Annotated in this window: 25 protein-coding genes; 13 read left to right on the forward strand and 12 right to left on the reverse strand. The window is 60.4% G+C overall.

The window, feature by feature from the left end; all coding sequences use genetic code 11:
- Window positions 1-133 precede the first annotated feature (133 nt).
- Window positions 134-890 (forward strand): IS5 family transposase gene (locus HMPREF0326_RS17115; protein ID WP_020990573.1). Its coding sequence is split into 2 segments (ribosomal slippage): window positions 134-453 and window positions 452-890, totalling 759 coding nucleotides; the frame shifts between segments, so codons are not numbered across the junction.
- 12 nt (window positions 891-902) lie between these two features.
- Here the strand turns inward: HMPREF0326_RS17115 and hflX are convergent.
- A complete protein-coding gene (hflX, locus tag HMPREF0326_RS15245) occupies window positions 903-2,552 on the reverse strand; it encodes a GTPase HflX (RefSeq protein WP_020990726.1) in 1,650 nt (549 codons plus the stop codon).
- A gap of 256 nt (window positions 2,553-2,808) precedes the next feature.
- Window positions 2,809-3,399, reverse strand: a complete 591-nt coding sequence (locus tag HMPREF0326_RS15250; RefSeq protein ID WP_008686106.1) for an IMP cyclohydrolase — start codon at window positions 3,397-3,399, stop codon at window positions 2,809-2,811.
- A 390-nt stretch (window positions 3,400-3,789) separates the two neighbouring features.
- On the opposite strand from HMPREF0326_RS15250, the gene HMPREF0326_RS15255 reads away from it, so the two are divergent.
- A complete protein-coding gene (locus HMPREF0326_RS15255) occupies window positions 3,790-4,596 on the forward strand; it encodes an exodeoxyribonuclease III (protein WP_008686103.1) in 807 nt (268 codons plus the stop codon).
- 256 nt (window positions 4,597-4,852) lie between these two features.
- On the opposite strand, the gene HMPREF0326_RS15260 is transcribed toward HMPREF0326_RS15255, so the two are convergent.
- The 7 genes from HMPREF0326_RS15260 to HMPREF0326_RS15290 form a co-directional block, all read right to left on the reverse strand.
- The gene (locus HMPREF0326_RS15260) at window positions 4,853-5,164 is read right to left on the reverse strand and encodes a hypothetical protein (RefSeq protein WP_008686102.1); all 312 of its coding nucleotides are present in this window, start codon (window positions 5,162-5,164) and stop codon (window positions 4,853-4,855) included.
- A gap of 340 nt (window positions 5,165-5,504) precedes the next feature.
- Complete coding sequence (locus HMPREF0326_RS15265; RefSeq protein WP_008686100.1) at window positions 5,505-6,131, reverse strand: tetratricopeptide repeat protein; 627 nt, start codon at window positions 6,129-6,131, stop codon at window positions 5,505-5,507.
- Window positions 6,128-6,520, reverse strand: a complete 393-nt coding sequence (locus HMPREF0326_RS15270) for a hypothetical protein (protein ID WP_008686099.1) — start codon at window positions 6,518-6,520, stop codon at window positions 6,128-6,130. The genes HMPREF0326_RS15265 and HMPREF0326_RS15270 overlap by 4 nt, the downstream gene beginning before the upstream one ends.
- Window positions 6,521-6,604: 84 nt before the next feature.
- Entirely contained in the window at window positions 6,605-7,273 is a 669-nt protein-coding gene (locus HMPREF0326_RS15275) for a YkgJ family cysteine cluster protein (RefSeq protein ID WP_008686098.1), read from the reverse strand.
- Window positions 7,274-7,620: 347 nt separating this feature from the next.
- The gene (locus tag HMPREF0326_RS15280; protein ID WP_008686096.1) at window positions 7,621-7,809 is read right to left on the reverse strand and encodes a ferredoxin; all 189 of its coding nucleotides are present in this window, start codon (window positions 7,807-7,809) and stop codon (window positions 7,621-7,623) included.
- 189 nt (window positions 7,810-7,998) lie between these two features.
- Entirely contained in the window at window positions 7,999-9,381 is a 1,383-nt protein-coding gene (locus tag HMPREF0326_RS15285; protein WP_020990727.1) for a trypsin-like peptidase domain-containing protein, read from the reverse strand.
- Window positions 9,382-9,383: 2 nt separating this feature from the next.
- A complete protein-coding gene (locus HMPREF0326_RS15290) occupies window positions 9,384-9,626 on the reverse strand; it encodes a hypothetical protein (protein ID WP_008686094.1) in 243 nt (80 codons plus the stop codon).
- A 174-nt stretch (window positions 9,627-9,800) separates the two neighbouring features.
- Between HMPREF0326_RS15290 and cobT the strand changes: the two genes are divergently transcribed.
- From cobT to HMPREF0326_RS15305, 3 genes are all read left to right on the forward strand, one after another.
- Complete coding sequence (gene cobT / locus HMPREF0326_RS15295) at window positions 9,801-10,937, forward strand: nicotinate-nucleotide--dimethylbenzimidazole phosphoribosyltransferase (RefSeq protein WP_008686093.1); 1,137 nt, start codon at window positions 9,801-9,803, stop codon at window positions 10,935-10,937.
- Complete coding sequence (locus tag HMPREF0326_RS15300; protein ID WP_008686092.1) at window positions 10,938-11,903, forward strand: ABC transporter ATP-binding protein; 966 nt, start codon at window positions 10,938-10,940, stop codon at window positions 11,901-11,903.
- A 67-nt stretch (window positions 11,904-11,970) separates the two neighbouring features.
- Window positions 11,971-12,939: a radical SAM protein gene (locus tag HMPREF0326_RS15305; protein WP_008686091.1), complete on the forward strand. Its 969-nt coding sequence runs from the start codon at window positions 11,971-11,973 to the stop codon at window positions 12,937-12,939.
- Between the two features lie 67 nt (window positions 12,940-13,006).
- Here the strand turns inward: HMPREF0326_RS15305 and speA are convergent, their stop codons facing one another.
- Complete coding sequence (speA, locus tag HMPREF0326_RS15310; protein WP_008686090.1) at window positions 13,007-14,923, reverse strand: biosynthetic arginine decarboxylase; 1,917 nt, start codon at window positions 14,921-14,923, stop codon at window positions 13,007-13,009.
- 459 nt (window positions 14,924-15,382) lie between these two features.
- Between speA and HMPREF0326_RS15315 the strand changes: the two genes are divergently transcribed.
- Window positions 15,383-16,486 (forward strand): efflux RND transporter periplasmic adaptor subunit, encoded by a 1,104-nt coding sequence (locus HMPREF0326_RS15315; protein ID WP_008686088.1) that lies wholly within the window; start codon window positions 15,383-15,385, stop codon window positions 16,484-16,486.
- 37 nt (window positions 16,487-16,523) lie between these two features.
- Here HMPREF0326_RS15315 and HMPREF0326_RS15320 read toward each other — a convergent pair whose 3' ends face one another.
- Together HMPREF0326_RS15320 and HMPREF0326_RS15325 are read right to left on the reverse strand one after the other, a co-directional pair.
- A complete protein-coding gene (locus HMPREF0326_RS15320; RefSeq protein ID WP_008686087.1) occupies window positions 16,524-17,153 on the reverse strand; it encodes a YigZ family protein in 630 nt (209 codons plus the stop codon).
- Window positions 17,150-17,671, reverse strand: a complete 522-nt coding sequence (locus HMPREF0326_RS15325) for a cupin domain-containing protein (protein ID WP_020990728.1) — start codon at window positions 17,669-17,671, stop codon at window positions 17,150-17,152. The genes HMPREF0326_RS15320 and HMPREF0326_RS15325 overlap by 4 nt, the downstream gene beginning before the upstream one ends.
- Before the next feature lie 325 nt (window positions 17,672-17,996).
- On the opposite strand from HMPREF0326_RS15325, the gene HMPREF0326_RS15330 reads away from it, so the two are divergent.
- The 7 genes from HMPREF0326_RS15330 (at window position 17,997) to HMPREF0326_RS15360 (ending at window position 26,388) form a co-directional block, all read left to right on the forward strand.
- Complete coding sequence (locus tag HMPREF0326_RS15330) at window positions 17,997-19,142, forward strand: glycosyltransferase (RefSeq protein ID WP_008686085.1); 1,146 nt, start codon at window positions 17,997-17,999, stop codon at window positions 19,140-19,142.
- Complete coding sequence (locus HMPREF0326_RS15335) at window positions 19,139-20,428, forward strand: lipopolysaccharide biosynthesis protein (protein WP_008686084.1); 1,290 nt, start codon at window positions 19,139-19,141, stop codon at window positions 20,426-20,428. Before HMPREF0326_RS15330 ends, HMPREF0326_RS15335 begins: the two co-directional genes overlap by 4 nt.
- Window positions 20,428-21,309 carry a glycosyltransferase family 2 protein gene (locus HMPREF0326_RS15340; protein WP_008686083.1) on the forward strand — a complete coding sequence of 294 codons (882 nt, stop codon included), beginning with the start codon at window positions 20,428-20,430 and terminating at the stop codon, window positions 21,307-21,309. Before HMPREF0326_RS15335 ends, HMPREF0326_RS15340 begins: the two co-directional genes overlap by 1 nt.
- Window positions 21,306-22,781, forward strand: a complete 1,476-nt coding sequence (locus HMPREF0326_RS15345; RefSeq protein ID WP_008686082.1) for a hypothetical protein — start codon at window positions 21,306-21,308, stop codon at window positions 22,779-22,781. The genes HMPREF0326_RS15340 and HMPREF0326_RS15345 overlap by 4 nt, the downstream gene beginning before the upstream one ends.
- On the forward strand, window positions 22,778-23,896 hold the full coding sequence (locus HMPREF0326_RS15350) for a glycosyltransferase (RefSeq protein WP_008686081.1): 1,119 nt from the start codon (window positions 22,778-22,780) through the stop codon (window positions 23,894-23,896). The genes HMPREF0326_RS15345 and HMPREF0326_RS15350 overlap by 4 nt, the downstream gene beginning before the upstream one ends.
- 171 nt (window positions 23,897-24,067) lie before the next feature.
- Window positions 24,068-24,571, forward strand: coding sequence for a rubrerythrin family protein (locus HMPREF0326_RS15355; RefSeq protein WP_008686080.1), 504 nt, complete (start codon window positions 24,068-24,070; stop codon window positions 24,569-24,571).
- Window positions 24,572-25,059: 488 nt separating this feature from the next.
- A complete protein-coding gene (locus HMPREF0326_RS15360; protein WP_008686079.1) occupies window positions 25,060-26,388 on the forward strand; it encodes a S41 family peptidase in 1,329 nt (442 codons plus the stop codon).
- Window positions 26,389-26,424 lie beyond the last annotated feature (36 nt).

Consider the following 26,424-nt stretch of genomic DNA (forward strand, 5'->3'; position numbering starts at 1 on the left):
GGGATCGACAGCAGCGATAACCGCGTTTTTTGCCGGAATGAATCCATTGAAACGTGTGGCGTTTCAGAGGGAATCTGCTCTAGGGCCTGTTAACACTATTTGACAAAGAGCGAGTATTCCGTAAGAATGTCTTATGCAAATTACTCGCGAACAATATGAGAGAATCGCTGACTGCTTCCCGCGCCAAAGAGGTAATGTCCGTTTTGACAATCTCCAGGTGTTGAATGCGATTCTGTACGTTGCGGAGCATGGGTGTAAATGGCGTGGACTGCCGAAAAATTTTGGCTGTTGGCACAGCATCTACACGCGCATGAACCGCTGGAGCAAGAACGGAGTTCTTGACCGTATATTTGAACGCCTTCAACAAGAGCAGATACTCCGCCTTAAAATAGAAGCAGTTTCTCTCGACAGTACTATTGTTAAGGTTCATCCCGATGGAACAGGGGCCTTAAAAAACAGGTCCGCAGTCCATCGGAAAGTCCAGAGGCGGCTGGACGACCAAGCTTCATATGGTTGCCGCGAATGCTGAATGCGCGTTGAATTTCAGCCTCACTCCCGGCAACGCCGGCGATGCCCCCGAGGGGCGCAGGCTGCTTGTCCAGTTGGGGCCGATGCCAGCGCCGTGCAGCTTGCTTATGGATGGCGCATATGAGGGTAATGAAACGACTCGCTTGGGACGTGAGTTGGGCTTCACTCCGGTGGTGCCGCCCAATCCCAACCGACTGAAACCGTGGGAGTATGACAAAGAGCTATACAAAAGACGTAATGAGGTAGAACGGCTTTTCAGGAGGCTCAAAGGCTTCCGCCGTGTTTTTACTCGCTTCGATAAGCTCGATGTCATGTTCCTGGCCTTTGTCGTCTTTGCGTTGATTGTTATAGCTCTGAAATAGTGTTAACAGGCCCTAGTTCAGCGAGAAGGGCATATCCGGAATGACCGGCGGCCTGTTCCGGGTCAGCAGGTCTGTTTCCAGCTGCTCCAGCAGATAGTTGAGGCCGTCGCCGCTTTTGGCCGAAACAGGCAGGGCCAGGGGAAAGGCGTCGGCCAACTCGGCCCGGGCCGGAGCCGCAAGCTGGTCCCATTTGTTGAGCACCAGCAGGCGCGGCACGCGGTCCAGCTCCATTTCGGCCAGAATGGTCTCCACCGCCGAAATCTGTTGCAGCAGGTCCGGGTGGGAGGCGTCGGCCACATGCACCAGCAGATCGGCGGCCTCCAGCTCTTCCAGGGTGGCGCGGAAGGCGTCCATGAGTTCCTTGGGCAGATTGCGGATAAAGCCCACGGTGTCGGCCAGAATGATTTCCCGTTCCGCCGGAAAGCGCAGCCGCCGCGTGGTGGGGTCCAGGGTGGCGAAGAGCTTGTTTTCCGCCAGCACGTCCGAGCGGGTCAGCCGGTTCAGCAGCGTGGACTTGCCCGCGTTGGTATAGCCCACCAGGGCGGCCAGGGGGATGCCCTGTCGCGAGCGCCGGGCGCGGGTAAAGGCGCGCTGCCGCCGCAACTGGTCCAGTTCCTTGCGGATGCGGGCCATGCGCTCGCGGCTTTTGCGCCGGTCCGTCTCCAGCTTGGTTTCGCCGGGGCCGCGTCCGCCGATACCGCCCATGAGCCGGTCCATGGCCCGGTTTTTGCCCACCAGGCGCGGTTGGGTGTAGCGCAGCTGCGCCAGCTCCACCTGGAGTTTGCCCGCCCTGGTCACGGCGTGCTGGGCGAAAATATCCAGAATAAGCTGGGTACGGTCAATAACCTTGCGCTCGGTGATGTCGGCCAGGTTGTGCAACTGGGCGGGCGAAAGTTCGCCGTCAAAAACCAGCATGCCCGCGCGGCCTTGCAGGGCCAGCACTTCCAGTTCCGCCACCTTGCCCTTGCCCAGAATCAGACGGGGATTGACCTGGGCCACGCGCTGGGCCATGCGCCCGGCTACGGTGAGACCGGCGGTGCGGGCCAGCTCGGCCAGTTCGTCCAGGTTGCGCTCCTGCAGAATCCGGGGCTGGGCCGCCACGGAAACGAGCAGGGCGCGCGGCGCGTCCGCCGCTTCCCGCGCATCCTCGCCGCGCCGGGCCAGCTCTTCTTCCAGGGCTTCGGCCGTGGCCGTGAACTGCGCGGCCGTGCGGTCCCAGGGCTGTGGGGCGTCCAGGTGGTAGGGCTTGCCCGTAGCGCCGGAAGGCAGCAGGTGCGCGGCCTGCCACTGCACGGGATCGCCTGTGGGATTCACGCTGAGGGCGATGACCGCGTCCAGTCGCAGGAAGAGCATGTCCATGAGGTCTTCCTGGCTGATGCCGTCCGGGGAGAGGTGGGTGTGCAACAGGCGCAGGCCGCGTAACCGCTCCTGGCCGGTGCGGCCGCGCGGCAGTTCGGGAATGAGGATGCTGCCCGCCTCGCCCACCAGAACCATTTGCACCCGGCCCTTGCGGTCGATAAGCAGACCCACCTGCCGCCCCAGAGCGCGCGACAGAAGAGCCAGCTCGCGGGCCTGCTCAATGGTGTAGACATCCTCCGCCGGAAACCGGCGGTTGAAAAGGCGGTTCAGGGCATTGAGCTGGCTCGGCTTGAGCCCCTGCACATTGCCTTCTGGCTTGGGAATGGCGCGTCTCCTTTCTGCGGCGTGCAGTGAGAGTATTTCGGCTTTGAAAGTTGGAATGCCAGGCGGCGAGCAGGTCGGGCCGCCCGCCGCGAAGCAGCGTGGATCCAGCCGAAGCGACCAAAGGCAGCCCGGAGGGCTGTTTCCGTTGGCGACAACGGAGACATACGAACGGCGATGGCTGCGGTCTTCGGCTGAATAACCCTGTGAAACGCAAAGCGTTTCACAGGTATCCGGTCTAGGGCCGCAGATAGGAGGTAATCAGCGCATCGTAGCGCGAAGTGGCCTCAAAGGCCCGTGAGGCCATGACCTGCCGGAAGTTGAGGCTCACATTCATATCGTGCTGGCGCAGCTCGTCCATGGCCGCGCCGTACCACTGGGGCGAGGGCAGCACCAGGACGCTGTGGAAATTTTTGGCCGCCGCGCGCAGCATGCAGGGGCCGCCGATGTCGATTTCCTCCACGGCTTCTTCCAGGGAGAGGTGGCGCTCCACCGCACCGGCGAAGTCGTAGAGATTGACGCAGACCAGGTCAAAAGGCCGGATGCCCTTTTCAGCCAGGGTCTGCATGTGGAAGGGGTCATCCTTGTTGGCCAGGATGCCCGCGTGGATTTTGGGGTGCAGGGTTTTGACGCGCCCGCCCAGAATTTCCGGAAAGCCGGTCACCGTGCTGACGGCGGTGACGGGCAGGCCCGCCGCCTCCAGCACTTTTTGGGTGCCGCCGGTGGAAATCAGCTCCACGTCGCGGGAGCTGAGAAAGGTGGCGAAATCCACAAGGCCGCTCTTGTCCGTAACGCTCAGAATGGCGCGGCGGATTGGCAGAACTTCCATACTGCAGGGACTCCTTAAAAAGTGGATCGGACACAGGCGGGCAGAGCCGTCCGGCTCCTATGAAAGTACTGATCAATGGTCTTTTTGCTCTCTGCCTGCGTCAGGCTCACTCCATGCGAAGGGCGGGTTTGAATATACGCCCTCCACCCGAAGTTCTCCGTGTTTGGCAGAGAAAAATCTTCATTACTCAGCGCTTCCCTGGAGCATTTACTACGTGAGCCGCTCTAAAAAATATCCGCCCGGCAGGTCCTCTGCGGGCCTGTCCGGCAGCACTTTTTGTGTACCGGAAAAGCGGATTGCGCGCAATGGGGCGCAGCGGCACAACGGCCCCGAGCATGGCGGCTTGCCCCCGGCGGCGGCCTTGGCTATGCTGCGGCCCGTGGAGGACATATGCGGATAAAACTCGTCTCCTGGAATGTGAACGGCCTGCGCGCGCTTTCCGCCAAGCCGGAGTGGGAGTGGTTCGCGCGCACCGACGCCCAGATCGTGGCCCTGCAGGAAACCAAGGCCCACCCGGAACAGCTCAAGGAAGAACTGGCCAGCCCCGAGGGCTGGGAGGCCCACTGGTCCTCAAGCCATGTGAAAAAGGGCTATTCCGGAGTGGCGGTCTTCAGCCGGATGACGCCCCTGGCCGTGCGCGCGGAACTGCCCGATCCCCAGTGGCAGGGCGAAGGACGCCTGCTGCACCTGGAATTTCCCGACTTCCATTTTTTCAACGGCTATTTCCCCAACGGCGGGGCCGAGGAGCTGGATGAAAACGGCAAGCCCACGGGACGCTTCAAGCGCGTGCCCTACAAGATGGGTTTCTTCGAGGCCTTTCTGAACTATGCGGAAGAGTGCCGCAAAAGCAAACCCATTGTGGTCTGCGGGGATTTCAACATCGCCCACCAGGCCATAGATCTGGCCCGGCCCAAGCAGAATGTGAAAAATACCGGCTTTCTGCCGGAGGAACGTGCTTTTCTGGACCGTTTCACGGCCATGGGCTATGTGGACACCTTCCGAAAGGTGCACGGCGACCAGCCGGACCAGTATTCGTGGTGGTCCTACAAGACCCGCGCGCGGGAAAAGAACATCGGCTGGCGCATTGACTATTTCTTTGTTTCCGAAGAGCTGGCCCCGGCCGTCAGCGACGCCTGGATCGAAAACAACGTCTACGGCTCGGACCATTGCCCGGTGGGGCTGGAGTTGGAGCTGTAGAAGCCGGAGGGCATTTCAACTTTGAAACGCGCAGAGTTTCAAAGGTACTCTGCGCTAGATCCTGTTGGCACTGCGTTCTTTTGCCCGCTGGATTTGTTATTGCTGCTGTCTTTATCCGTTGGGCGGCCAAGCCGCCTAACGGATAAAGCGAACTTCGCCTTTTATTCCAGTCGAGTACCATAAAAAGTACACTCCTTCCATAAAAAAGGATCGTTCTCCTTGCCAGCGAACAAAATCCCAGTAGTGTCAACAGGTTCTAGTCCAGCAGGCCCAACAGCCGCGCCACCCGCTGCTCGTTAAGGCCGGAGTGCGCCTGGATCAGCTCCCGGCTCTGCAGCACGGCTTCTTCTTCCACCTGGGCCAGGGTCTGCCGTACTTCCTCGGAATTGGGCATATGCGGGGTGAGCGGGGCGCTTTCCTCCAGGGTGGGCAGAACCGGGGCGGCGGCCTCGGCGCTTATGCCTTCGGGCTCGGCCGGGCGGGCGGGCAACATGGCGTTGACCCGTTCCTGAAAGGTGGGGAAATGCGGCCCCAGATCATTATTGCGAAAGCGGAATTCCAGTTCCATGCGCGTATGCTCCTTATGCTTGTCGCGGGCGGGGCGGCTTCGCAAGATATCTTTTGCCCCCTGAGGGCAAAATCCGTCTTTTTAGAGCAATTTCAAAGTGAAATTGCTCTAACGCCGCATACGGTGCGGCGCGCCGCGAAGCGGCGTGGATTCTGGCGAAAACCATGTTTTTCGCCAGAATGTCAACTTTGAAATTTGTAAAATTTCAAAGTCAATCTGCTCTAGAGCCTGGCCCAGGGGCCCGGACGCGAAAAAACGCGGACGGTGGAAAAATTGACCGTCCGCGTTTTTATAAGCAAAAAATATACCGCTGGTTAGGGAAAAGGCGTCCGCTCCCGGCTTACTTCCTGTGGGGCTTCAGCTCCTCCAAAAAGCCCTCCGACACCTCGAAGCCCAGTTCGCGCGCCTTGTCCGCGGCTTCCACGGCCTGATCGTATTCCTTGAGGTCAAAGAGAGCCAGGGCCAGATTGTTCCAGGCCGGGGCAAAACCCGGCTCCTGGGCCAGCAGTTCCCGGCAGGCTTCCACGCTGGCCTTGAAGTCGCCCTTCATGTAATAGGCCGTGGCCAGGGCGTTTTTGGCCTGGATGAACTTGGGGTCCCATTTCAGGGCCTTGCGCAGAGCCGCGATGGCCTTGTCCGGCTCGCCGCGTTGCAGATGCACGAAGGCGATGTTGCTCCAGGGAATGGGGAATTTGGCCCGGCAGTTGGCGGCTTCCTCATTATAGTGCAGGCAGCCTTCCAGATCGCCGCGTTCCAGGCAGATGCCGCCCAGTTGCACATAGGCTTCGGCCAGATGCGGCGAGTTGCGCACCGCATTGAGCAGCGCTTCCTCGGCGGCCACAAAATCACGCTTGCTCAGCAGGGCCAGGCCCAGGTTGTAGTAGTGTGTCGCGCATTGCGCGTTGGCCTCGATTTCCTTTTTGAGGTCCGCGATATATTCATCCAGGTCGTCGTAACGCTCTTTCATGCGATATGCCCTTCTTTTTTCAAAAGATCATGGTACCAGAGGCAGAAGTCGAAAATGCCCTGGTATTTTTCGTCCTTGTTGACCACGCCCAAGGCGCACTCCATGGCTCCCTTGCCGTAGTCGTTGCTGTACGGCCCTTTTCGGGCCGCTTCGCGCAGAAATTCATTGACCAGCTGCTGGGTGGTGCGCTTGCTCACATCCATGCGCAGGTCCAGAGGATCGTTGGGCTTCTGGAACGGGTCCCAGTTTTCATAGCCGATACGGTCCACAAACTTGCGGCGGCGCGGATTCATTTTTTCGTAAATCTCGCGTTTGAGTTTTTCCTGCTCGTCCGTAAGCGCCTGCGGTGTGCCGTCGCGGAAAACAGTGGCGGGGATGCTGTCAAACATGGGGAGCGCCTCGGCCTGTTTCTGGTTCGTCAGCTTGGGCGCGACATTCTTGTCGCGCCCCGGTTCCGGGCAAAAATTCCGGAATCACTCTTCGGGCTTGGCCTTGCCGATGCCCAGATAGGCTTCATCGTAGCGGGTGATCAGGGCCATGGAAAGAGGCACGTACACCTCGTGCAGCTCAGAGAAGCGGGACTCCACGGTCCGGGCCACCTCCCGGCTGAGTTCATCCAGCCGGGCCTGGATTTTGTCCAGATGCACGGTGGGGTAGGCCTTGCCCTTCTCAAAGGCCGAAAAGCCGCAGACGTGCCCCTGTCCGCCGATGGCCGTGGGTACGCCGTACAAACAGCAGGTGATGGGCCGGGCCTCGTAGAGCAGGCAGCGGTCCTCCCCGTCCAGCAGCGGGCAACGCAGCCGGATCTGGGCGGCGCGGGCCATGAGGGCCTCCGGGCTTTCTCCGTCCTTTTCGGCGCGGAAGAGTTCCCGCTTCAGGCGGGTGAGGCGGCGGTCGGTTTCCGACGCGCGGGTGAGAATGGCCGAACGCTCGGGCCCGTGGGCAAAGGCCGCCTCAAAGGCCCGGTTCAGAGACATGGCCTCCACCAGCGAAAGATCGAATACGGCGTGACAGCAGTCGCTACAGCCTTCCTTGCAGGTCACGCAGCCGGGCTGCGTCTCGCGCACCCGCGCGAACAGGGCGTCGGCCTCGGCCCGCAGACTTTCATAGCGGGAAAATATGGGACTCAGATCAGGGATCATGATTATACCTGGCGTAGTTCGCGCAGCAGCGAAACCGCCCCTGCGCGGGCGTTGTGCTCAATCATGGCGGCGTCAGCCGCCGGAGCGGTATCAGGAACCATGTGCCGTCTGTCGGCGTTCCCCATTGCGCGCGAACGGCTGCGCCACAGGCGAGCCCGCCTTGCTTGCGCACGGGCCTGCCCATGCCGGGCCGCCGGAGCATTTTCTCCGCAAGAGAGAAAGCCCGGGCAACGGGACGGATTACAACAGTGCCGCCAGACGCGCACACGCCCGGCGGCACTGTGGAAAGAATACGAGTTCTGTAAACGGATCAGCCGCGGAATGCCGCGCGGGCATCACGCTGCCGGCTAGGCTTCTTCGACAGTGATGGCGCTGGCTTCACAGACTTCCACACAGGATTCACAGCCGAGGCATTCTTCAGCGTTCACGGGTTCGGACTTGCCGTCTTTGATTTCATAGACTTCCACGGGGCAAACGTCCACGCATTCGCCGCAACCCACGCATTTGTCGTTATCAACACTCACATTGTAGCCCATTGTTTCCTCCCAAAGTAACTTTGTGTCCTGCCGGATGCAGGCCGCGGCTGAACACCGCTTGTGAAATGGATAGCGTCAGCCCCCCGCCCTGTCAAGTGCCTTCGGCCTTTTTGCCCGGCCCGGCCTGAACTGCGGGTTCGTCATACAAATAAGGCCGTTGCGCCGTTTGGCAAGAGCACGCGGACGGGCCTAAAGCACAAGGCGCGCGTAATAGCCCCAGTCGCCGCGCACCACCTGTAAAAGCACTTGTCCGGCCAGGCGTTCCTTGCGGAAGGCCTGGAGCAGTTCGCTCATATTCTTGACGCGCATGCCGCCGACCCCGGTAATCAGATCGCCCTTGCGCAGAAAGGCGGCCGGGCCGTCCGGGCGCACGCTCTGGATGACCAGACCCTGTTTGCCTTCCCGTACGGCAAGGCCCCAGCGCCGTTCCATGAGTTTCCGGGCCGTGTCGTCCTCAAAGGGCACGGGCGTCACGTCCAGAGCGAGCACTTTTTCGCCCCGGCGCAGGCTGAGGCGCAGGCTTTCGCCGCCGGTCTGGTTGCGCAGCACATTGATGTAATCCCGCCGGTCGCGCACGGGCGAGGCATTGATGCTTTCAATAATGTCGCCGGGTTCGATGCCCGCCTTGGCCGCGGGCGTGCCTTCAAACACCGCGCCCACCAGCACGCCGCGCGCTTCCTTGAGCCCCAGGGCCATGGCCATGCGGCTGTCCAGGTCCTCGGCCATGAGCCCCAGCCAGAGCGGGGCCACGCGGCCCTGGCCCATGAGATCGGCCATGACCCGGCGGGCCTTGTTGATGGGAATGGCAAAGCCGATGCCCTCGGCGCGGGCGTCCACTGCGGTGTTGATGCCGATGAGGCTGCCCTCGATGTTCAACAGCGGGCCGCCGCTGTTGCCGGGATTAATGGCCGCGTCGGTCTGGATCAGGTCCGTGAACACGCCGCCGTCGTTGCGGATAGTCCGGCCCAGGGCGGAAACCACGCCCGTGGTCACCGTATGGTTGAAGCCGAAGGGATTGCCGATGGCAATGACCGTCTCGCCGGGCATGATGTCGGTGGAGTCGCCCAGGCGCACGGCGGGCAGATCATGCGCGCCCTTGATTTCCAGCACCGCGATGTCGAAATCCGGTTCCGCGCCCTTGACCGTAGCGGGGAATTCGCGTCCGTCCAGCAGGTGAACCATGACTTCGTCGCCGCCGGCAATGACGTGGGCGTTGGTCAGCACCAAGCCCTTGCGGCCGTCCACAATGACGCCGGAACCCAGGCTGACGCGTTTCCGCTTCCGGGGCTGCGCGCCGAAGCCGTTGGAATCCGGAAAGCCGGGGCCGAAGCCGGGCCCGAAAAAGCGCTCCAGCGGGGAGACGCGGTGCCCCTCGATAATATGGGTGCTGGTGATGTTGACCACCGCCGGGGCCACGGCCTGCACGGCGTGGACCACGGGGGTGAGGCGGGGGCTGGCCGGCGCTGGCGCAGCCTGGGCTCCCCGGACGACCTGTCCGGGAAGCCCGGCCAGCAGGCAGACGAAGAGGAAAGGGAGAAACCTACGGACGCTCTGAACTGCACAGTTCGGCATGATTACCTTCCGCAATACGTTTCACCGCGCGGTATGTTCTGCCCCGGCGCGGCGGGAAGCACTGCCGCCACGGACCGCGGCATGGCCGCATCCGCGCGCTGTTCGGCCTGAACCGTGGCGAACCCGGCGCTTTCGTGCGCGGCCGTGGCCAGAGCGCCCCTGATGGGCAGGCCCACAAGGGCGGTCAGCAGGCAGAACAAAAAGAAAAGGGCGGCCCGGCGGGCGTTGCGATATATATTGTACATGATTCACCTCGTAAAGTCTCGCCGCCCGTATGACGCAGGGCGGCAGTTTGAACGGCCTGTCCGGAAATCCGGAATTACCGAGTCATTTACTAGGTAATCATCGTGGCCGACTTGTAAAGGAAGCGGTGGGCAACGGCCCTTGCGCCGCCGTTCCGGACAGGCTACAAACCGCCGATGGACAAGAAAATCAGTTTTACTTCGGCGGATCTGGAAGCGCTTTTCCCCGGACTGCGCATTGAGGCCGTGCGCCGGGAAGATCTGGACGCGGCCCAGGCCCATCTGGACAATCTGACCAAGCCGCGCGGCAGCCTGGGACGGCTGGAAGAACTGGCCGCCCGCCTGTACGCCATGAGCGGGGGGCGGCTGCCCCTTTCGGTCAGCCCGGCCCTGATGCTGACCGTGGCCGGAGACCACGGCGTGGCCGCCCGGGGGGTTTCGCCCTTTCCCCAGGCCGTGACCAGGCAGATGGTCATGAATTTCTGCAACGGCGGGGCGGCGGTCAACGTGCTTTGCCGTTGCGGGGGACTGGATCTGCGGGTGGTGGACGCCGGTTGCGTGGGCGGCCCGTTTGCGCCGCACCCCATGCTTCTGGACCGCCGCCTGGGCGACGGCACCGCGGATATGAGCCGGGGCCCGGCCATGAGCCGTGAAACCTGCCTGCAGGGCTTGCGGCTGGGTCTGGAGCTGGCCGCCGGTGCGGCCCATGAGGGCTACCGCTGCCTGGGCACGGGCGAGATGGGCATCGCCAATTCCACGGCGGGCACGGCCCTGTACTGCGCCTTGCTGGGCCTAGAGCCCGAAGATATCACCGGCCCCGGCGCGGGTTCCGATCCGGCCATGGTCCGGCACAAGGCGGGCATTGTGCGCGAGGCCCTGCGCGTTAACGCCGCCGCCCTGGCCTCCGCCGATCCGGTAACTATTCTGGCCGCCGTGGGCGGCTTTGAAATCGCTGTCATGAGCGGCATCATGCTGGGCGCGGCCGCGCAGCGCCTGCCCGTGTTGGTGGACGGCTTTATCTGCAGCGCGGCCTATGTTGCGGCCCTGGCGATCTGTCCGGACCTGGCGGGATATGCCGTGCTGTCCCACGCCTCGGCCGAACCGGGCCACGGCCCGGCGCTGGCCCGCCTGGATAGCGGGATGTCCGGGGGGACGTCCGAGGAAATGTCCGGCGAACCCCTGCTGCACCTGAACATGCGCCTGGGCGAGGGCACGGGCGGGGCCCTGGCCTACCATCTGCTGCGCGGCGCGGCGGCCGTCTATAATGATATGGCGACCTTCAGCTCGGCGGGCGTTGAGGAGAGGACGGCGTAAATGGCGGAGAGCACGACTTCCGCAGCCCCGCTGCTCGCCCTGGAGGACGTGAGCCGCCGTTTTCTGGTGCGGCGCGGCTGGTTCGGGGAACCGCAACAGCTTACCGCCGTGGATGGGGTGAGTCTCGGCCTGCGCCGAGGTGAAAGCCTCGGATTGGTGGGCGAATCCGGCTGCGGCAAATCCACACTGGGCCGCCTGGCCTGCGGCCTGCTCACGCCCTCGGAAGGGCGGGTGCTGCTGGAGGGCAGGGAGTTGCCCACAGCGGGTGCTGCCAGCTGGGCCGCCGGGCGGATTCAGATGGTTTTTCAGGACCCCTTTTCCTCGCTCAACCCGCGCCTTTCCGTGCGCGCCTCCGTGGCCGAGCCTCTGGCGGCCCGTGATATGCCCCGCGCCGAGCGCCGCCGTCTGGCGGATGAAATGCTCGCCACCGTGGGCCTGGAAGGCATGGGCGGGCGTTATCCGCATGAATTTTCCGGCGGCCAGCGCCAGCGCATCGCCGTGGCCCGTGCCCTGATCACCAGGCCGGACGTGGTCATCTGCGACGAGCCGGTTTCGGCCCTGGACGCTTCGGTGCAGGCGCAGGTGCTCAATCTGCTGCGCGATGTGCAGGAGCGTTTCAGCCCGTCCTATCTTTTCATTTCGCACGATCTGGCGGTGGTGGGCTTCATCTGCCCGCGCATTCTGGTCATGTATCTGGGCCAGGTGGTGGAGGAGGCCCCGCGCGAACGCCTGTTCGCGGGCGCGGCCCATCCCTACAGCCAGGCCCTGCTGGCCGCCATGCCCACCGGCGACGGAGAAAGCCGCCTGCCCCGGATTCTTGAAGGCGAGCTGCCCAGCCCGCTCAATCCGCCCGCGGGCTGCCGCTTTCACCCGCGTTGTCCCAAAGCCGTGGGTATCTGCCGCCGCGAGCCCCCGGCCTGGAAGGAACTTGCCCCCGGCTGGCGGGCGCGCTGCCATCTGTTGTGAGCATGGGACAGGCCCGCGCCGGGCGGCCAAAGGTTTTCGGCCCGGCAGCCCGAGGAGTGGGTGCGCCATGAAATTCTGTCTGAATCTCTGCAATGACATTAATTTTGAGCCGGATGCGGTGCAGCCCTGCTGCAATGTGCACGCCATTGCCGTGCCGCGCTTTCCTTTTACGGGCGGCAGGCTGGATATGGCCGCCTACGCCAGGCATATCCAGAATGTCGTGGAGCAATTGCAGAAAGGGGGAGCAGTGTGCCGGGGCTGTCCGGAATGTATCGAGATTAACGCGCCGCAGGATTCAGCCGTGCGGCTGCTGTTCAGGTCGGTCAGCATCAATATGCACAGGCATTTGTGCAATTGCCGATGTGTGTACTGCGATTTGTGGCGAGGGCACGGCGCGGGTTACGCCATTCTGCCTGTGCTCCGGAACCTTGAAGAGCAGAAAGTCTTGCGTCGGGATTGCTTTTTCAGCTGGGGCGGCGGCGAACCGGGCATCCTGCCGGATTTTGAGGAAGCCAGCCAATGGATTCTGCATAACGGCTGGCCGCAATACGTGCATACCAACGCCTTGCGTTTTTCCCCGGCCATTGCCGCTCTGCTGCGGGAGGGCAAGGGCGGCGTCAACGTCAGCCTGGACAGCGCCTCGCCGGAAGTCTACCGGGCGGTCAAGGGGGTGGACGGTTTCACACGGGTGACCGCCAATATTGAACGCTACCGGGCGGCGGCCCGCGAGGCCGGACTCATCCATCTCAAGTACATCATTTTTGAAAAGAACAACGCCGTCGCGGAACTGGAACGCTTTTTCGCCCTTTGCCGGGCGCTGGACGTCACCTCCGTGCAGTTTTCCCTTAATTTTCAGGAGTTGAACGGCGCGGGGCCCGTCCCCAAGACGCTGCTCGGGGCGGCTTTTTTCCGGCACCGGGCCGCGTCGCTGGGCATGGCCTGCGTGCCGTTTTTTATTCCCAAGCGCTGGTTGTCCGTCATTGACGAACTGGAACAGCGGCACTTTTCCGGAGCCGTGGAGCGCTCCTTGCCCTAAACACAAGGAAGCCCCGCCGGCAGCGGGTCTTCCTTGTGTTTAGTCAAATCAGGCGCTGTCGGAAGGCCTACCTCTCAAAATAGGTATAGCCGCGCAGTCCGTCCTCAAAAGCCTGCATGACGGCGAAGCGCTCGCTGGGCGAGATGCGGCCCTGGCGTACGGCCTGCTCGGCGGTACTGCGCAGATCCTCCAGGATGCGGCGCGGGTCATATTCCACGTAGCTCAGGATGTCGGCCACGGAATCGCCGCGGATTTCGCGCACGTATTCATAGCTGCCGTCCTCCGAGGCCCGGATGGAGACCACATTGGTGTCGCCCATCAGATTGTGCAGATCGCCCAAGGTTTCCTGGTAGGCCCCCACCAGAAAGACGCCCAGGTAATATTCCTCGCCGTCGCGCAGGGGATGCAGGTCCAGGGTGGATTTCATGCCCTGCGGGTCGATGAAGTGGTCAATGCGGCCGTCGGAATCGCAGGTGATGTCCGAAATAATGCCTTGGCGCGAGGGGAATTCCTTGAGCCGGTGTATGGGCATGATGGGAAAGAGCTGGTCAATGGCCCAAGAGTCGGGCAGGGACTGGAACACGCTGAAGTTGCCGTAATAGATGTCCGCCAGGCTCACGTCGATGTCCGCCAGATCGCGGGGCACGTTCTTGAGCCGGGTTTTTTCCTGGGCGATGCGCATGATGATGGCCCAGAAGAAGCGCTCGGCCAGGGTGCGCTGGCGCAGATTGACCCGGCCCGTGGAAAAGAGCTGGCGCATTTCATCGCGGTAATAAATGGCGTCGTTGTAGCATTCCTGAAGATTGCGCAGGGAAATGCCGGACAGAACCTCGCGCAGATTGCGCACCGGCTCCGGCGTGTCCTCGGGCAGCTCGTCGGGCAGCTGCACTTCCTCCACCACGCTCACGTCCAGAATATTGAAGAGCAGCACGGAATAATAGGCCACCGTGGCCCGGCCCGACTCGGTGATGATGTGCGGATGCGGCACCTGCTGCTCGTCCAGGATGCTCATGATGGCTTCCACCACGTCTGCGCAGTATTCGTCCAGATTGTAGTTGCGCGAGGAAATGTAATTGGTGTGCGAGCCGTCGTAGTCCACGGCCAGGCCGCCGCCCAGGTCCAGGTAGCCCATGGGCGCGCCTTCCTGCACCAGGCCCACGTACAGGCGCGCGCCTTCCATGACCCCGGTGCGGATGTCCCGGATGTTGGAAACCTGCGAGCCCAGGTGGTAGTGCAGCAAACGGAAGCAGTCCAGCATGTCGTGGGCTTTGAGGGTGTCCACCACGTCCACGATCTGGGCCGGGGACAGGCCGAAGGTGGAGCGCTCCCCGCCGGAATCCGTCCAGTGGCCGCCCGCCTTGACCGCCAGTTTGGCCCGCACCCCGATGTTGGGGCGCACGCCCAGCACCTTGGCGCGCTCCAGCAGCACGTCCAGCTCTCCGGGCATTTCCAGCACGAAAAAGACATTGAAGCCCAGGCGCAGGGCCTGGAGGCCCAGGTCGATGAATTCCGCGTCCTTGTAGCCGTTGCAGACGATGCAGGCCTCGGTGTCGCGCATCAGGGAGACGGCGGCGATGAGTTCGGCCTTGGAACCCACTTCCAGCCCGTGATGGTAGTGCGCCCCGAACTGGGCGATTTTTTCCACCACCTGCTGCTGCTGGTTGACCTTGATGGGGAACACCCCCCGGTACTCGCCGGTATAATTCAGGGTTTTGATGGCTTTGCGGAATGATTCGTGGATACTGGTAATGCGCGAATCCAGAATATTTTCCACCCGCAGCAGCACGGGCATGTCATAGCCGCGCTCATGCAGACCGGCGATGATTTCCGGCAGGGGAATCTGGGGGCCCTTGGGGCCCTGCGGGCAGACGACCACTTCGCCCGCGTCCGAAACATTGAAATAGCCGGCGCCCCAGTTGCGGATGCCGTAAAGTTCGATGGAATCTTCCACCCGCCACTGTTGCAATGCGCGGTTTTTGGCCAACGTGTTCTCCTTGGATGCCGCCGCCCGGCGGGAAACAATGAGGGCATGCGCCCCGAAGCGGCGTCATTATGCCGTGAAAACGCGCAAAGTCAATGTTTGCGGGCGCTGCGGCCCCGGCGTGGGGCACTATGCCCATAGCGGTCCTTAGGCTCAGCCCTCATTGAAAGCGCCTGCTGCGAAGCCGCCTTTTTCCGTACAGCGGCGTTGCAAAAAAGAAATTGAACACACGGTATGTTCAATACAGCTTCGCCCAATTTCTTCTTTGCGCCTTGCTGCCCGAAAAAATTCAGCTTTTCGCGGGCGGCGTTTTAATGAGGATTAAGCCTAAGGTGCCCGCCGGGCAGCTCCTTAACCATACTCTTGACGAAGCGCGGGTCATGATTCACTTTCAACAAATGACCGGACCGGCGCGCGGCCGATGCTGACGCGCGCTTCCGCGCACCTGTTTCGGGGACGATCATGAAGCATTTTTCGCGCTGGTGTTTGATCCTGCCGCCGTTGCTGGCGGCCCTTCTGAGCGCTTGTTCCGGCGACGACGGCAAGACCGGCGGCCCGCCGCCCGCTCCCGTGCATGTGCAGAGCGTGGCGCGCGCCGACGTGCCGCGCCTCTTGCACGTGGTGGGCAATGTCAAAGCCTCGGCCACCGTGGGCGTCAAGCCACGGGTCACGGGCGAAATCCAGGAAGTCCATTTCAAGGAAGGCCAGGACGTGCGGGCAGGGGAGCCCCTGATCAGCATCGACCCGCGCCCCTTTGAGGCCGCCCTGCGTGAAAAGCGCGGTCTGCTGGCAAAATCCCAGGCCCAGCTGAGCAAAGCCAATGACGACATGCGCCGCTACGGCAAGCTGGTAGGCGGCGGCTATGTGAGCCGCGAGGCCTATGAGCAGACCGCTACCGAGGCGGCGGCCCTCAAGGCCACGGTGCAGTCGGACAAGGCGGCTGTGGAAAGCGCGGCCCTGGATCTTTCCTATTGCACGGTGACCGCGCCCATCAGCGGCCGGGTCGGCGCGCTCAATGTGGACAAGGGCAATATGATCAAAACCACGGACGACACGCCCATTGTGACCATCGACACCCTTTCGCCCATTTATGTGAATTTTTCCGTGCCCGAGGTCCATCTGCCGGTGATTCTGGAGCGCATGCGCCGGGGGAGCGTGTCCATCACGGCCACCCCTGCGGGCGGGACAGTGGAAAACGGCCTGTTGACCCTGGTGGACAACAGCGTGGACACGCGCACCGGCACCATTCGTTTGCGCGGCAGCTTTGAAAATGAGGACCGCCGCCTCTGGCCTGGTCAGTTCGTGGAAGTGGAATTGCCCCTGGGCATGGCCCCCAAAGCCCTGACCGTGCCCAGCCGCGCGGTGCAGTCCGGCCGCGAGGAATCCTACGTCTATCTGGTGGATAAGGACAGTCGCGCCGTCTACCGCAAGGTCAAGGTTCTTTTCGAGCATCAGGGCGCCAGCGTTGTGGAAGGCGAACTGGCCGAGGGCGACCGGGTGGTGGTGGACGGCCAGGTGCGTCTGGTGCCGGGGGTGGCGGTGCGGATTCAGGGAAGCGCTGAGTAAGGGGCTTTGCTCATCAGCGTTTCCCCGTGAATAGGCTTCAGCCGTCTTCTCTGACCCGGCAGACGGCCGCGCCGTTGCTCATTCCGGCCACGGCTTTGAGGAAAGCCGCCAGGTGCTCCTCCGGCAGGCTCACCCCCAGACCGGCGGTGGCCTGATAGTCCTCATCCGTAATCCGGGCCTCAAACGTCGGCAGCAGGCGGCGCAACCCGTCCAGATGGGCGTATTCCAGCGTGAGATCCAGATGGGCCAGGGGCACCTGTTCGGCCAGCGCCAGTGTGCTGAGATTTTCGCGCACTGAATCCTGATAGGCCCGCACCAGGCCGCCGGTGCCCAGCTTGACGCCGCCGAACCAGCGCGTCACCACCACGCAGATTTCTCCGATGCCGCAGTGCAGCAGCACCTGCAGCATGGGCCGCCCGGCCGTGCCGTGGGGCTCGCCGTCGTCGGAAGAGCCGATCCGGGCGGTCTGCCCCGGCGCGCCCGCCGCGTAGGCCCAGCAGTTATGAGTGGCGTCGGCATTGGCGCGGCGGATGGATTCCACAAAGGCCCGTGCCGCCTCCGGACCCGGCGTGTGGGCGCATTGGGTCAGAAAACGGCTGCGGCGGATAAGCAGCTCCGTGCGGTGGGGCCGGTCCGGCCCGGCGGCGGGAATGGGATAGCGCGTCATCGGTCCGTTTCGCTGTCTTTTGCCGGGCAGAATTCGCGGATGCAGGCCGCGGCTGCGGGAAATGCCGTCAGCAGTTCTTTTCTGCGGCCCAGCTTCAGGTCCGCGAAGTCAAAGCCCGGCGACACGGTACAGCCCGCCAGGGAAAAGCCGGAACCGGGGCAGGGCGTGGCCCCGAACCAGAAACCGGCGGGCACGGCGTACTGGAGGTGCTGGCCGTCCAAAGGGTTCTGCCCCAGCATGACTTCCCGCGCCGCGCCGTCCGGCCCCAGCAGGGCCAGACGCAGGGGGCCGCCCAGATAAAAATGCCAGATCTCGTCCTGCCGGATGCGATGCAGGCGGGAATAGTCGCCTTCGCGCAACAGGAAGAGGATGGCCGTGCCGAACGGGCGCGGCCCGGCAAAGCCCGACGGCAGGGCGGCCTGAGGAATAGTGCCGCTGCTGCAATACGTGCGGCGGTAAAAACCGCCTTCCGGATGGGGGGCAAGCGTGAAATGGGCGATCAGCTCTTCGGGGTTCATCAGAATTTTAGTAGCGTGCAATGCCGCCAAGGGCAATGGGAAAATTACTTAGAACACAAGCGCCGGGATATTGGGCACTACGTCATATTGTCAAAGCGTGAGTGAATCTGTATTAATAGTCATGCGTTTTCTGGCTGGATATGCCTTTGAAGAAAAAGCGTTGTTGGGACGGAAGAGATTCAGCATGGCGTAAGCCCTCTGAAATTAGGCTCAATTTTTACCAATTTACTATTAATTATGAATAAATTCTCTCTCTCTCTCTCTCTCTCTCTCTCTCTCTCTCTCTCTTAAGCAACTATTTATATTAGCGAGCAGGTATTGACTAATGCCTGCCGTTAGCTCTTCAGCATCCTCAATTTCTTTCCAGAGAAAATCCATCCATGTCGTGCATGTGGTGGAGTCTTTTGCTGCGGGTTGCCTTGTGGCGCTTGCGACGTTGTGTCATGCCGTACGGAACGGTATTCAGCATTCCATTATCCATGCTTTACGCCCGGAAAGCCCGGAAAGGTTCGTGGAACTTTTCCCTACAGATGTCGCCTTTTACTTTCTCCCGATGACAAGACTCATCCGAATTGGAGCTGACCTGCGCGTTTTTGGACAATTGTGCGGGATGCTCCGGCGGATACAGCCGGATGTGGTACATTGCCACTCCTCGAAAGCTGGTTTTCTGGGGCGTTGGGCCGCTCGCCGGGAAGGATTGCCGTCGGTATATACCCCGCACGGCTATGCCTTTTTACGTACGGATGTAGGATCGTTACAGCGGGCCTGTTTCAAGACTGCGGAATGGCTTGCCGCCAGGGCAGGCAATGCAATCGTGGCTTGTGGTGAGGAGGAGTACGCGCTTTCCCGTCTGCTTGCCAGCCGGAACGATCAGGTGCTTTGTATTCCCAATTCCCTGAACTTGGTTGAACTGGATGCCCTGCGGCGGACGGTACCGCCCGCTTGCCTACATCCAGATGCGATTATGGTGGGAACATGCGGCCGTTTGGAACCGCAGCGAAATCCCGACCTCTTCTCTGCATTGGTCCTCATGTTGAAAGACGAGGCGCGGTGGACCTGGATCGGCGCGCCGCGACAAAACGCCGCATTGCCGCCGCAGGTAGAATGCCCCGGCTGGCTCAGCCGGGGGGAGGCGCTGGCGCGCCTCGCCGCTCTGGACGTTTACGTCCAGACTTCTCTGTGGGAAGGCCTTTCCTATGCCGTTTTGGAGGCCATGGCGCTGGGCAAAGCCGTGGTCGCTACTGATATTCCCGCTAACCGGACTATTGTGCGGCACGGTGTCACCGGTTTTCTGGGAAGTACGCCGCAAGAGCTGGCCTCTCATGTGCACCGTCTCGTGCATGACGCGCCTCTGCGTCGGCGAATGGGCGCGGCCGCGCGCCGTTGTGTGGAAGAGCGGCATGACGCCCAAAAGGCCTATCTGGCCTATGACCGCCTTTACCATGGACTGGCGGGAGATGGAAAACCATGATCCGCTTGTCTGGAAAATTGCGCAGTCTCTTTTTGCCCCATCTCGCCACTTTTGTCTCCTTCAGCGCCATCCAGGCCGCGCAACTGCTGCTGCCCTTGCTGGCCCTGCCTTGGCTTGCCCGCGTTTTGGAGCCGGAAGCCTTTGGCCTGCTCATGTATATGAGCGTGATTTCCGTTATCATCGGCCTGATTATGGACTGGGGCTTTGCCTTGGGGGCTGTGCGCAAGGCCGCTGCCAGCCGTGGACAGGAAAGGGCTCTGGCCGATCTCCTGGGACAGGTGCTTTCCGCCAAAATTTTGCTGATGGCGGGTTGCCTGTTGGGCAGTCTGGCCTTGCTGCCGCTGCTGCCTCATGCGTCAGCCCATCCCGGCGCGTATGGCATAGCCGTGCTGGCCGGGCTCAGCCGAGGCGTCAATCCCACCTGGTTTTTTCAGGGAATCGGGGAGGGCATGCGCCGCATGGCCTGTTGGGATGTCTGCAGCAGTGCCCTTGTCTTAGTCTTGACCTTTGTCTGCGTACATGCCGCCGTCGACTGGCCGCGCTACCTTATGCTGACGGCGTTTTGCAAAGGGCTTGCCTACCTTTGGTTGACGCTGGGGCTGACACGTCGGTACCGGATATCCCTATGCCTGATTGAGGGCTGGCGAGCTCTGGGGCGGACAAAAACGCTTTTTGCCAGCGTACTTTCGGCGTTGATCTACAACAATGGGGCTCAATTGGTACTCGGCTTTTTCCTTTCGCCCGCGCAGATAGGCATGCTTATGGCAGCGGATAAAATAGTGCGTGCCGTGGTCAGCGTCAGTAATCCCGTAACCCAAACGCTTTTTCCTGAAATTTGCGCGTTGCGTGGGGCACGACCCGCTCAAGCGGCATGCATGCTGCGTTGGTCTCTGGCGGGTACGGCGTTGGTCATGCTCTGTGCCACGGCCGTTGTCTGGCTTGCCGCGCCGTTACTGGTCCGCATTGCGCTAGGGACGGCTTATAGCGGGACTGTGCCGGTGCTCAGGATTATGGCCTTTCTTGCACCCATTTTGGCCTGTAATTTCGTGCTGGGCACGCAGACCCTTGTGTCTTTCGGGCAAGAAAAGGCGCTGACTATTACTCAGGCCGTGGCGGGAGCGCTGAGTCTGCCGATGGCGGCGTTTCTGGGACATTATTGGGGACTCACGGGCGGAGCCTGTCTGCCCCTGCTGGTGGAAGGCGGTATTTTTATCGGGTTGGCCTGGAGTGTGTTGCGCTTCTGTCCCTCAGCCTTCTTTTCCCGCACGGAAAAAGGAGTTTACTGATGGATTGGGCCGTGAGCGTCATAGTGCCGTTTTACAACGCTGCTCCATGGCTGGAACGCTGTCTTAAGTCTTTATTGGCTCAGTATCTCCGTGAGCTGGAAATCATTCTGGTGGACGACGCCTCCACCGACGCTTCGCCAAAGATTGCCGAACGGTATACTGGGCGTTATCCAGACCGCATCCGCTATCTGCGGCAGGAGAGCAATATGGGGCCGGGCGCGGCACGTAATGTCGGCCTCAGCTTGGCGCGTGGAGAGTATGTGGGTTTTGTGGATGCCGACGACATGGCGGAGCCGGAGATGTTTTCGAGTTTGTACGCAACGGCGCGCAAGACCGGAGCACAGGTGGCTGTTTGCGGCATATACCTGTCTAGGGATGGCAGAGAACACGAAATTTTGCCGGGGTATATTTGTGACGCACAGAATTTATTTAAGAATGTCCGCTTATTTCCATCGCCTTGTAATAAAATTTTTCAGCGTAACTATCTGATAATGATAGAAGCCAATTTCCCCTTGTCGCGAATGTCTGAAGATATGGCATTTGTTTTTAAAATTATAGTAAACTCTCCAAGGATAGTGTATATAAATCGTCCATTATATAGATATTTAACTCATTCATCCTCTGCAAGTTTTGATATATTAAAAAGAAAAAAGGCTTTTATAAGTATTATTGATGTAAAGAAATATTTAAAAAAATATAATAAATTTGATAAATATAAATATAAATATAAAAAAATGTATTTCTTACATCTTATATATTATCCTATATGTCTTGTTGTTATAGATGCACTGATAAAAGGCAATAATAGATGGAGGATACTGTGGCAGTCTCCATCTTACTTTTATAGTTTATTAAAATTTTTATTCAGGCGGTCCATATGAACGCTGTGCCGACAACGCCATGGCCGCTACATATTTTCGCTTTTTTGCTGATTCCCATGGCCTGTTGGCAATTATGGCTTTTCCCCGGCATACCCAATTACTATGCCCAGCATTTCCTACTTTATCCTTCTCTTGTCTTCATGCTGTGGGCCTGGAAACGCGGTCTCTGGACTCTGGCTGAAGTCTGGCGGCTGGCGCGCCCGTTTTTTCCCTGGCTGCTTCTGCTCGTTATTCTGCAGGCTGTGGCGGATTGGCGGAGTGCCCGGTTTTTTTTGCCGGAGGGCGCTCCTATGTGGCGTTCCATCGCGGCAGGTCTGATAAAGCTGGGTGCGCAACTCCCTTTTATACTTTTTTTTGCCCTGCTCTGCCGGGTGCTCCTGCGGGAAGAGACGAGCCGCCGCGCGATGCTTCAAGGTGCTGTCTGGTCTTTTGGCTTTCTGGCTTTCTGGTGTACTATGCAGGCGGCCTACGTATACACGGTGGCGACATCCTTTTATCCGGAGCAGGAGAGCGGAAGCGCGACAATTCTGGCTGTGCGGAAGCTACTTCGCATTATGCTTGAAAATGTTTCTCCTTGGCTGGAAGCACGTTGGCCGAGTATTATCTACGATTTTTATGAGAAAGGGGCATACTCGCTGACGCTGACCCGTTTTAACGGTTTTTTTGAAGAAGCGTCGGCGTTATCGACGATGGTCGGCGTTTTTTTTGTCCCACTGAGTTTTGGTCTGTTGGGTTTTGGGACTCATAGGCGTAGCGCTCTGATTACAGGCGCTGCCATTCTGGTGGCGAGCTTGGCCATGATGATTTTTTGCCGTTCGGGCACCGGCCAGGTATTATCCTTGATTGCCTTGGCGTTGATACTGGGATTTTGTAGCCAAGGGCGCTTTAAGGTGTTTAAGAGCCTTGTCGGGGTGGCTCTTGCTGTTGCCTGCATCTATGCCGCGTTGCATGCCCCCTACGTCACGGACTACCTTTCATCCAAACTCCGGATAAGTGGTGCAGCGGACACTCCCAGGATCATTGTCACCCTTGACACGCTGGACAGTATCAAGGCCCATCCCCTGCTGGGGGTGGGCCGCAACTGGTATTTCGCGCACCTCCATAACGGACAGCGTTACTTGGCGAATTTATCCGATCCAGAACTGCGCGTCTGGAAAGAGTGGGGTAGCGGCGGCGAACTATCGGCCCTGCCGGCCTTGGCCGCGCAGTATGGTTTGCCCATAATTATACTGGCCTTCATTTTTGTGGGACGAATCTGGTGGCGCTTGCAGATTCTGCACCGCGCGCAACCCGTCAATCCTCTTCTGGCGTTCATGGCTCCGGCCTGTACAACCTGGCTGGTACTGGGGGTGACGGCCTCTTTCGGAGCGTTGGATATACGCAATCCTTTGTTCAGCCTGCCGCTTTTCTGTTTTTACGCCATTTCGCAAGGAATCGGGTTAGAAGATATAGGAGAGGCGGGCGAAGTATGATACGTTGCCTGATCCTTATGCACAGTGTGGGGGGAGGAGCGGAAAAGATCACCCTGGATCTTGCCCGGTGCCTGGACCCGCAACGTTTTCAAGTAACCCTTGGCTGTATGCGCCATCTGTCTGTCTTGGCCGCAGGGGTTCCTGCCGGGCTGCTTTTTCATATGCCGGAACGGCCCAGCCTCATGGCGGCGTTACACAATGTCGCGCGAGTCTGGAGGTTAGCTCGCGACAGCGATGTTGTGTTGGGTAGTCTGGAATTGCAAAGTATTTTCTGGGCCGCGCTATTGGCCCCCGGCCGAAGCGTCGCCTGGCTGCATAAAGATGTGGAAGGTTACCTTAACCAAAGAAGAAAAGGTTATGCATGGCTCTACCGCGCCATATTAGGCTGGGCCTTACGGCGTTGCCGTACCATAATTTGTGTCAGCCGAGGTATATTAAAATCTTCGGAGAGGCTTTGGCCGGACTTGCGCCCTCGCATGCGTGTGCTCTGGAATCCTGTGGACACGGCCTCCATCCGGCGGTACGCCTTGGCCCCTTTGCCGAAGGTCTTGGAACCCTGCTTCCATAAACCGGTAATTCTTGGAGTGGGCAGGCTGGAAAAGCAAAAGTCCTTTGATTTGTTGATACAGGCCCACGCCCTTCTGTTGCAGCGCGGCATTGAGCATCATCTCTGTATCTTGGGAGAAGGCTCGCAACGCACTTATCTGGAGGATACTGCTCAGTATTACGGGGTCAGCGACAGTACGTTTCTGCCGGGCTTTATGGATCCGTATCCGATTATGGCACATGCCTCTCTTTTGGCGGTCAGTTCCTCCTTTGAAGGTTTTTCTTTGGTATTGGTCGAGGCTTTATGTCTTGGCCTGACAGTGGTCTCTACGGATTGCCCCAGTGGCCCCAGTGAAGTACTGGAAGAGGGGAAGTACGGCGCACTGATTCCTGTGGGCGATGTAGCGGCTTTGGTTGACGCCTTGCAGGCAGTGCTATTGCAACCACCAGATGTGGTGGCTCGGGCGGCGGGGCAACGTCGCGCTGAAGATTTTACGCCTGATCGAACTATCGGCGTTTGGCAGGATGTATTGGCGGAAGCTGCATCCCGAGATGAAGATTGGCCCTAGAAGTATCTATCTATTTACAAAATATAATTATTCTAGTCTGTTATCCGAGCTCTGCAAATTTTTTTGGGGAAATGCGCAGAAAAGGCTTTACAAGGCGGACGGCTTTCTATAAACAGTAATCGTTCGCATTAATGGAAACAATAAACTTCAGATACGTAAAAGGAGCAAACAATGAGCAAGACCCAGGAAAATTTGATGGCCGCTTTCGCCGGTGAGTCCCAGGCCAACCGCAAATATCTTGCTTTCGCCCAGGTGGCCGACAAGGAAGGCCTGCCCCAGGTCGCCAAGCTGTTCCGCGCCGCCGCCGCCGCTGAAACCATCCACGCCCACGCGCATCTCAAGAACGCGGGCAAGATCGGCGACACGGCCGCCAACCTGCAGTCCGCTCTGGAAGGTGAGACCTACGAGTTCACCAAGATGTATCCCGAAATGATCAAGGACGCCGAGGCCGAAGGCAAGACCGCCGTTGCCAAGTATTTTGAATTCGCCAACAAGGTGGAAGAAGTGCACGCCAATCTGTATAAGAAGGCCATTGCCAATCCTTCCGCTCTTGCCAATGTGGACTACTACGTCTGCAAGATCTGCGGCTACACCCACGAAGGCCCCTGTGAAGCCTGTCCCGTGTGCGGCGCGGGCGCGGCGGCTTTCTTCAAAGTGGAAGAATGCTGCAAGTAACCGATCCCGCGCGCCGCTCCATGCCGCTTTGGGGGCGGCATTGACGCCGGATGCGCGACTGTGATGGTTGGAGGGGCCGCCGTAAGGCGGCTCCTTTGTCATTTGCCATTTCGGGGCCGCGATGGTCCGGGAAATGCGGGCCACGGTTCCACAGCATGTAGCGTTTGACTGCCGCGGAAGCGACAGCCGTTGGCGAGTCTTCGAGCCGTACGGATGCCGACAGCAACACTCAAACGCGATTTATGCTGCTGCCGATGCCCGTAGCCCTTGTGGGCTGACGGGCACGGCCGCGCCGCCTCCGGAGCGCTGCCAGCGGCATTGCATTTTGGCTTGAAAAGAGTCAGTATCCGCATGGCGTTTTGCAGCCATCAGCGCTTTTGGCGCGGTTATACCAACACTAACGGCGGCGGCGCGGGCGTCCGCCCGCACTCCGGCCCCCGGATTCATTCCGGGAAACCGGGCATGCGCAGCGCCGCGGAGGCCTTCTTATGCGCGTTTTTGTCCGTTCCTGCATTCTTGCATTGCTTCTGGTTCTGTGCGGCTTGACCGCGGCCCAGGCCGCCTCCGCGCCGGAGGCCAAAAAAGAGCCCGCCAAGGAAGCTCCCAGCAAATTCGAGGCCTTGAAGCGTTTCAGCCAGGTGCTTGATCTGGTGGAGCGTTATTATGTGAAGGATGTGACCCAGAACGACCTGATCAACGGGGCTGTCAAGGGCTTGCTGCAGGGGCTCGACCCGCACTCCACCTTCATGAATGCCGAAGAATACAAGGAAATGCAGGAAACCACCTCCGGCGAATTCTACGGGGTGGGCATTGAAATTTCCATGGAAAACGGCCAAGTTGTGGTGGTCACGCCCATTGAGGACACCCCGGCTTTCCGCGCCGGTCTTCAGTCCGGCGACGTGATCCTGTCCATCAACGGCCAGGCCACGCAGGAACTTTCGCTGCAGGAAGTGGTGTCGCGCATCCGCGGGGCCAAAGGCACGGAAGTGGAGCTGGCCATTCTGCACAGCGACGCCAAGACGCCGCAGACCGTGCGCATCGTGCGCGACGCCATCCCCCTGATCAGCGTCAAGTCCAAAAAGCTGGAAGACGGTTACTACTGGGTGCGCCTGACCCGTTTCTCCGAACGCACCACCGAGGAACTCAAGGACGCGCTCAAGGATGCGGCCAAGGAAAGCAAGGCCACGGGCGGGCTCAAGGGCATTGTGCTGGATCTGCGCAACAATCCCGGTGGGTTGCTGGACCAGGCGGTCAGCGTGTCCGACACTTTCCTGGACAAGGGCGTGATCGTTTCCATCAAAGGCCGTCGGGACAGCACGGACCGCGTTTATGAGGCCAAAAAGCAGGCCGACGACGTACGCGTGCCCATGGTGGTGCTGGTCAACGCCGGTTCTGCCTCGGCCTCGGAAATCGTGGCCGGTGCGCTGCGCGACCAGAAGCGCGCTCTGATTCTGGGCGAACGCTCCTTCGGCAAGGGTTCGGTGCAGAACATCATTCCCCTGTCCGACGGGTCCGGCCTCAAGCTCACGGTAGCCCTGTATTACACGCCCAACGGCAGCTCCATCCAGGCCGAGGGCATCGTGCCCGACCTGGAAGTGGTCTTCGAGCCGCCGCGCACCGACGACAAGGACAATCCGCGTTTCCTCCTGCGCGAACAGGATCTCAACCGCCATCTGGAAAACGGCAAGGACAAGAAGGGCGGCCAAAGCAAGGTCAAGAAAGACGAAGGCAAGGAGCAGCTGGCCCGTGACAACCAGTTGCGCATGGCCCTCCAGGTCGTGAAGAGTCTGCCCAAGATGCGGGAGATCAGAAACTAGGGCGCGTGGCCCGATCCCCTTGCCGGGGCGGGTTCC

The sequence above is a fragment of the Desulfovibrio sp. 3_1_syn3 genome (genome assembly GCF_000145315.2).
In the GTDB taxonomy this organism is placed as follows: Bacteria; Desulfobacterota; Desulfovibrionia; order Desulfovibrionales; family Desulfovibrionaceae; genus Desulfovibrio; species Desulfovibrio fairfieldensis.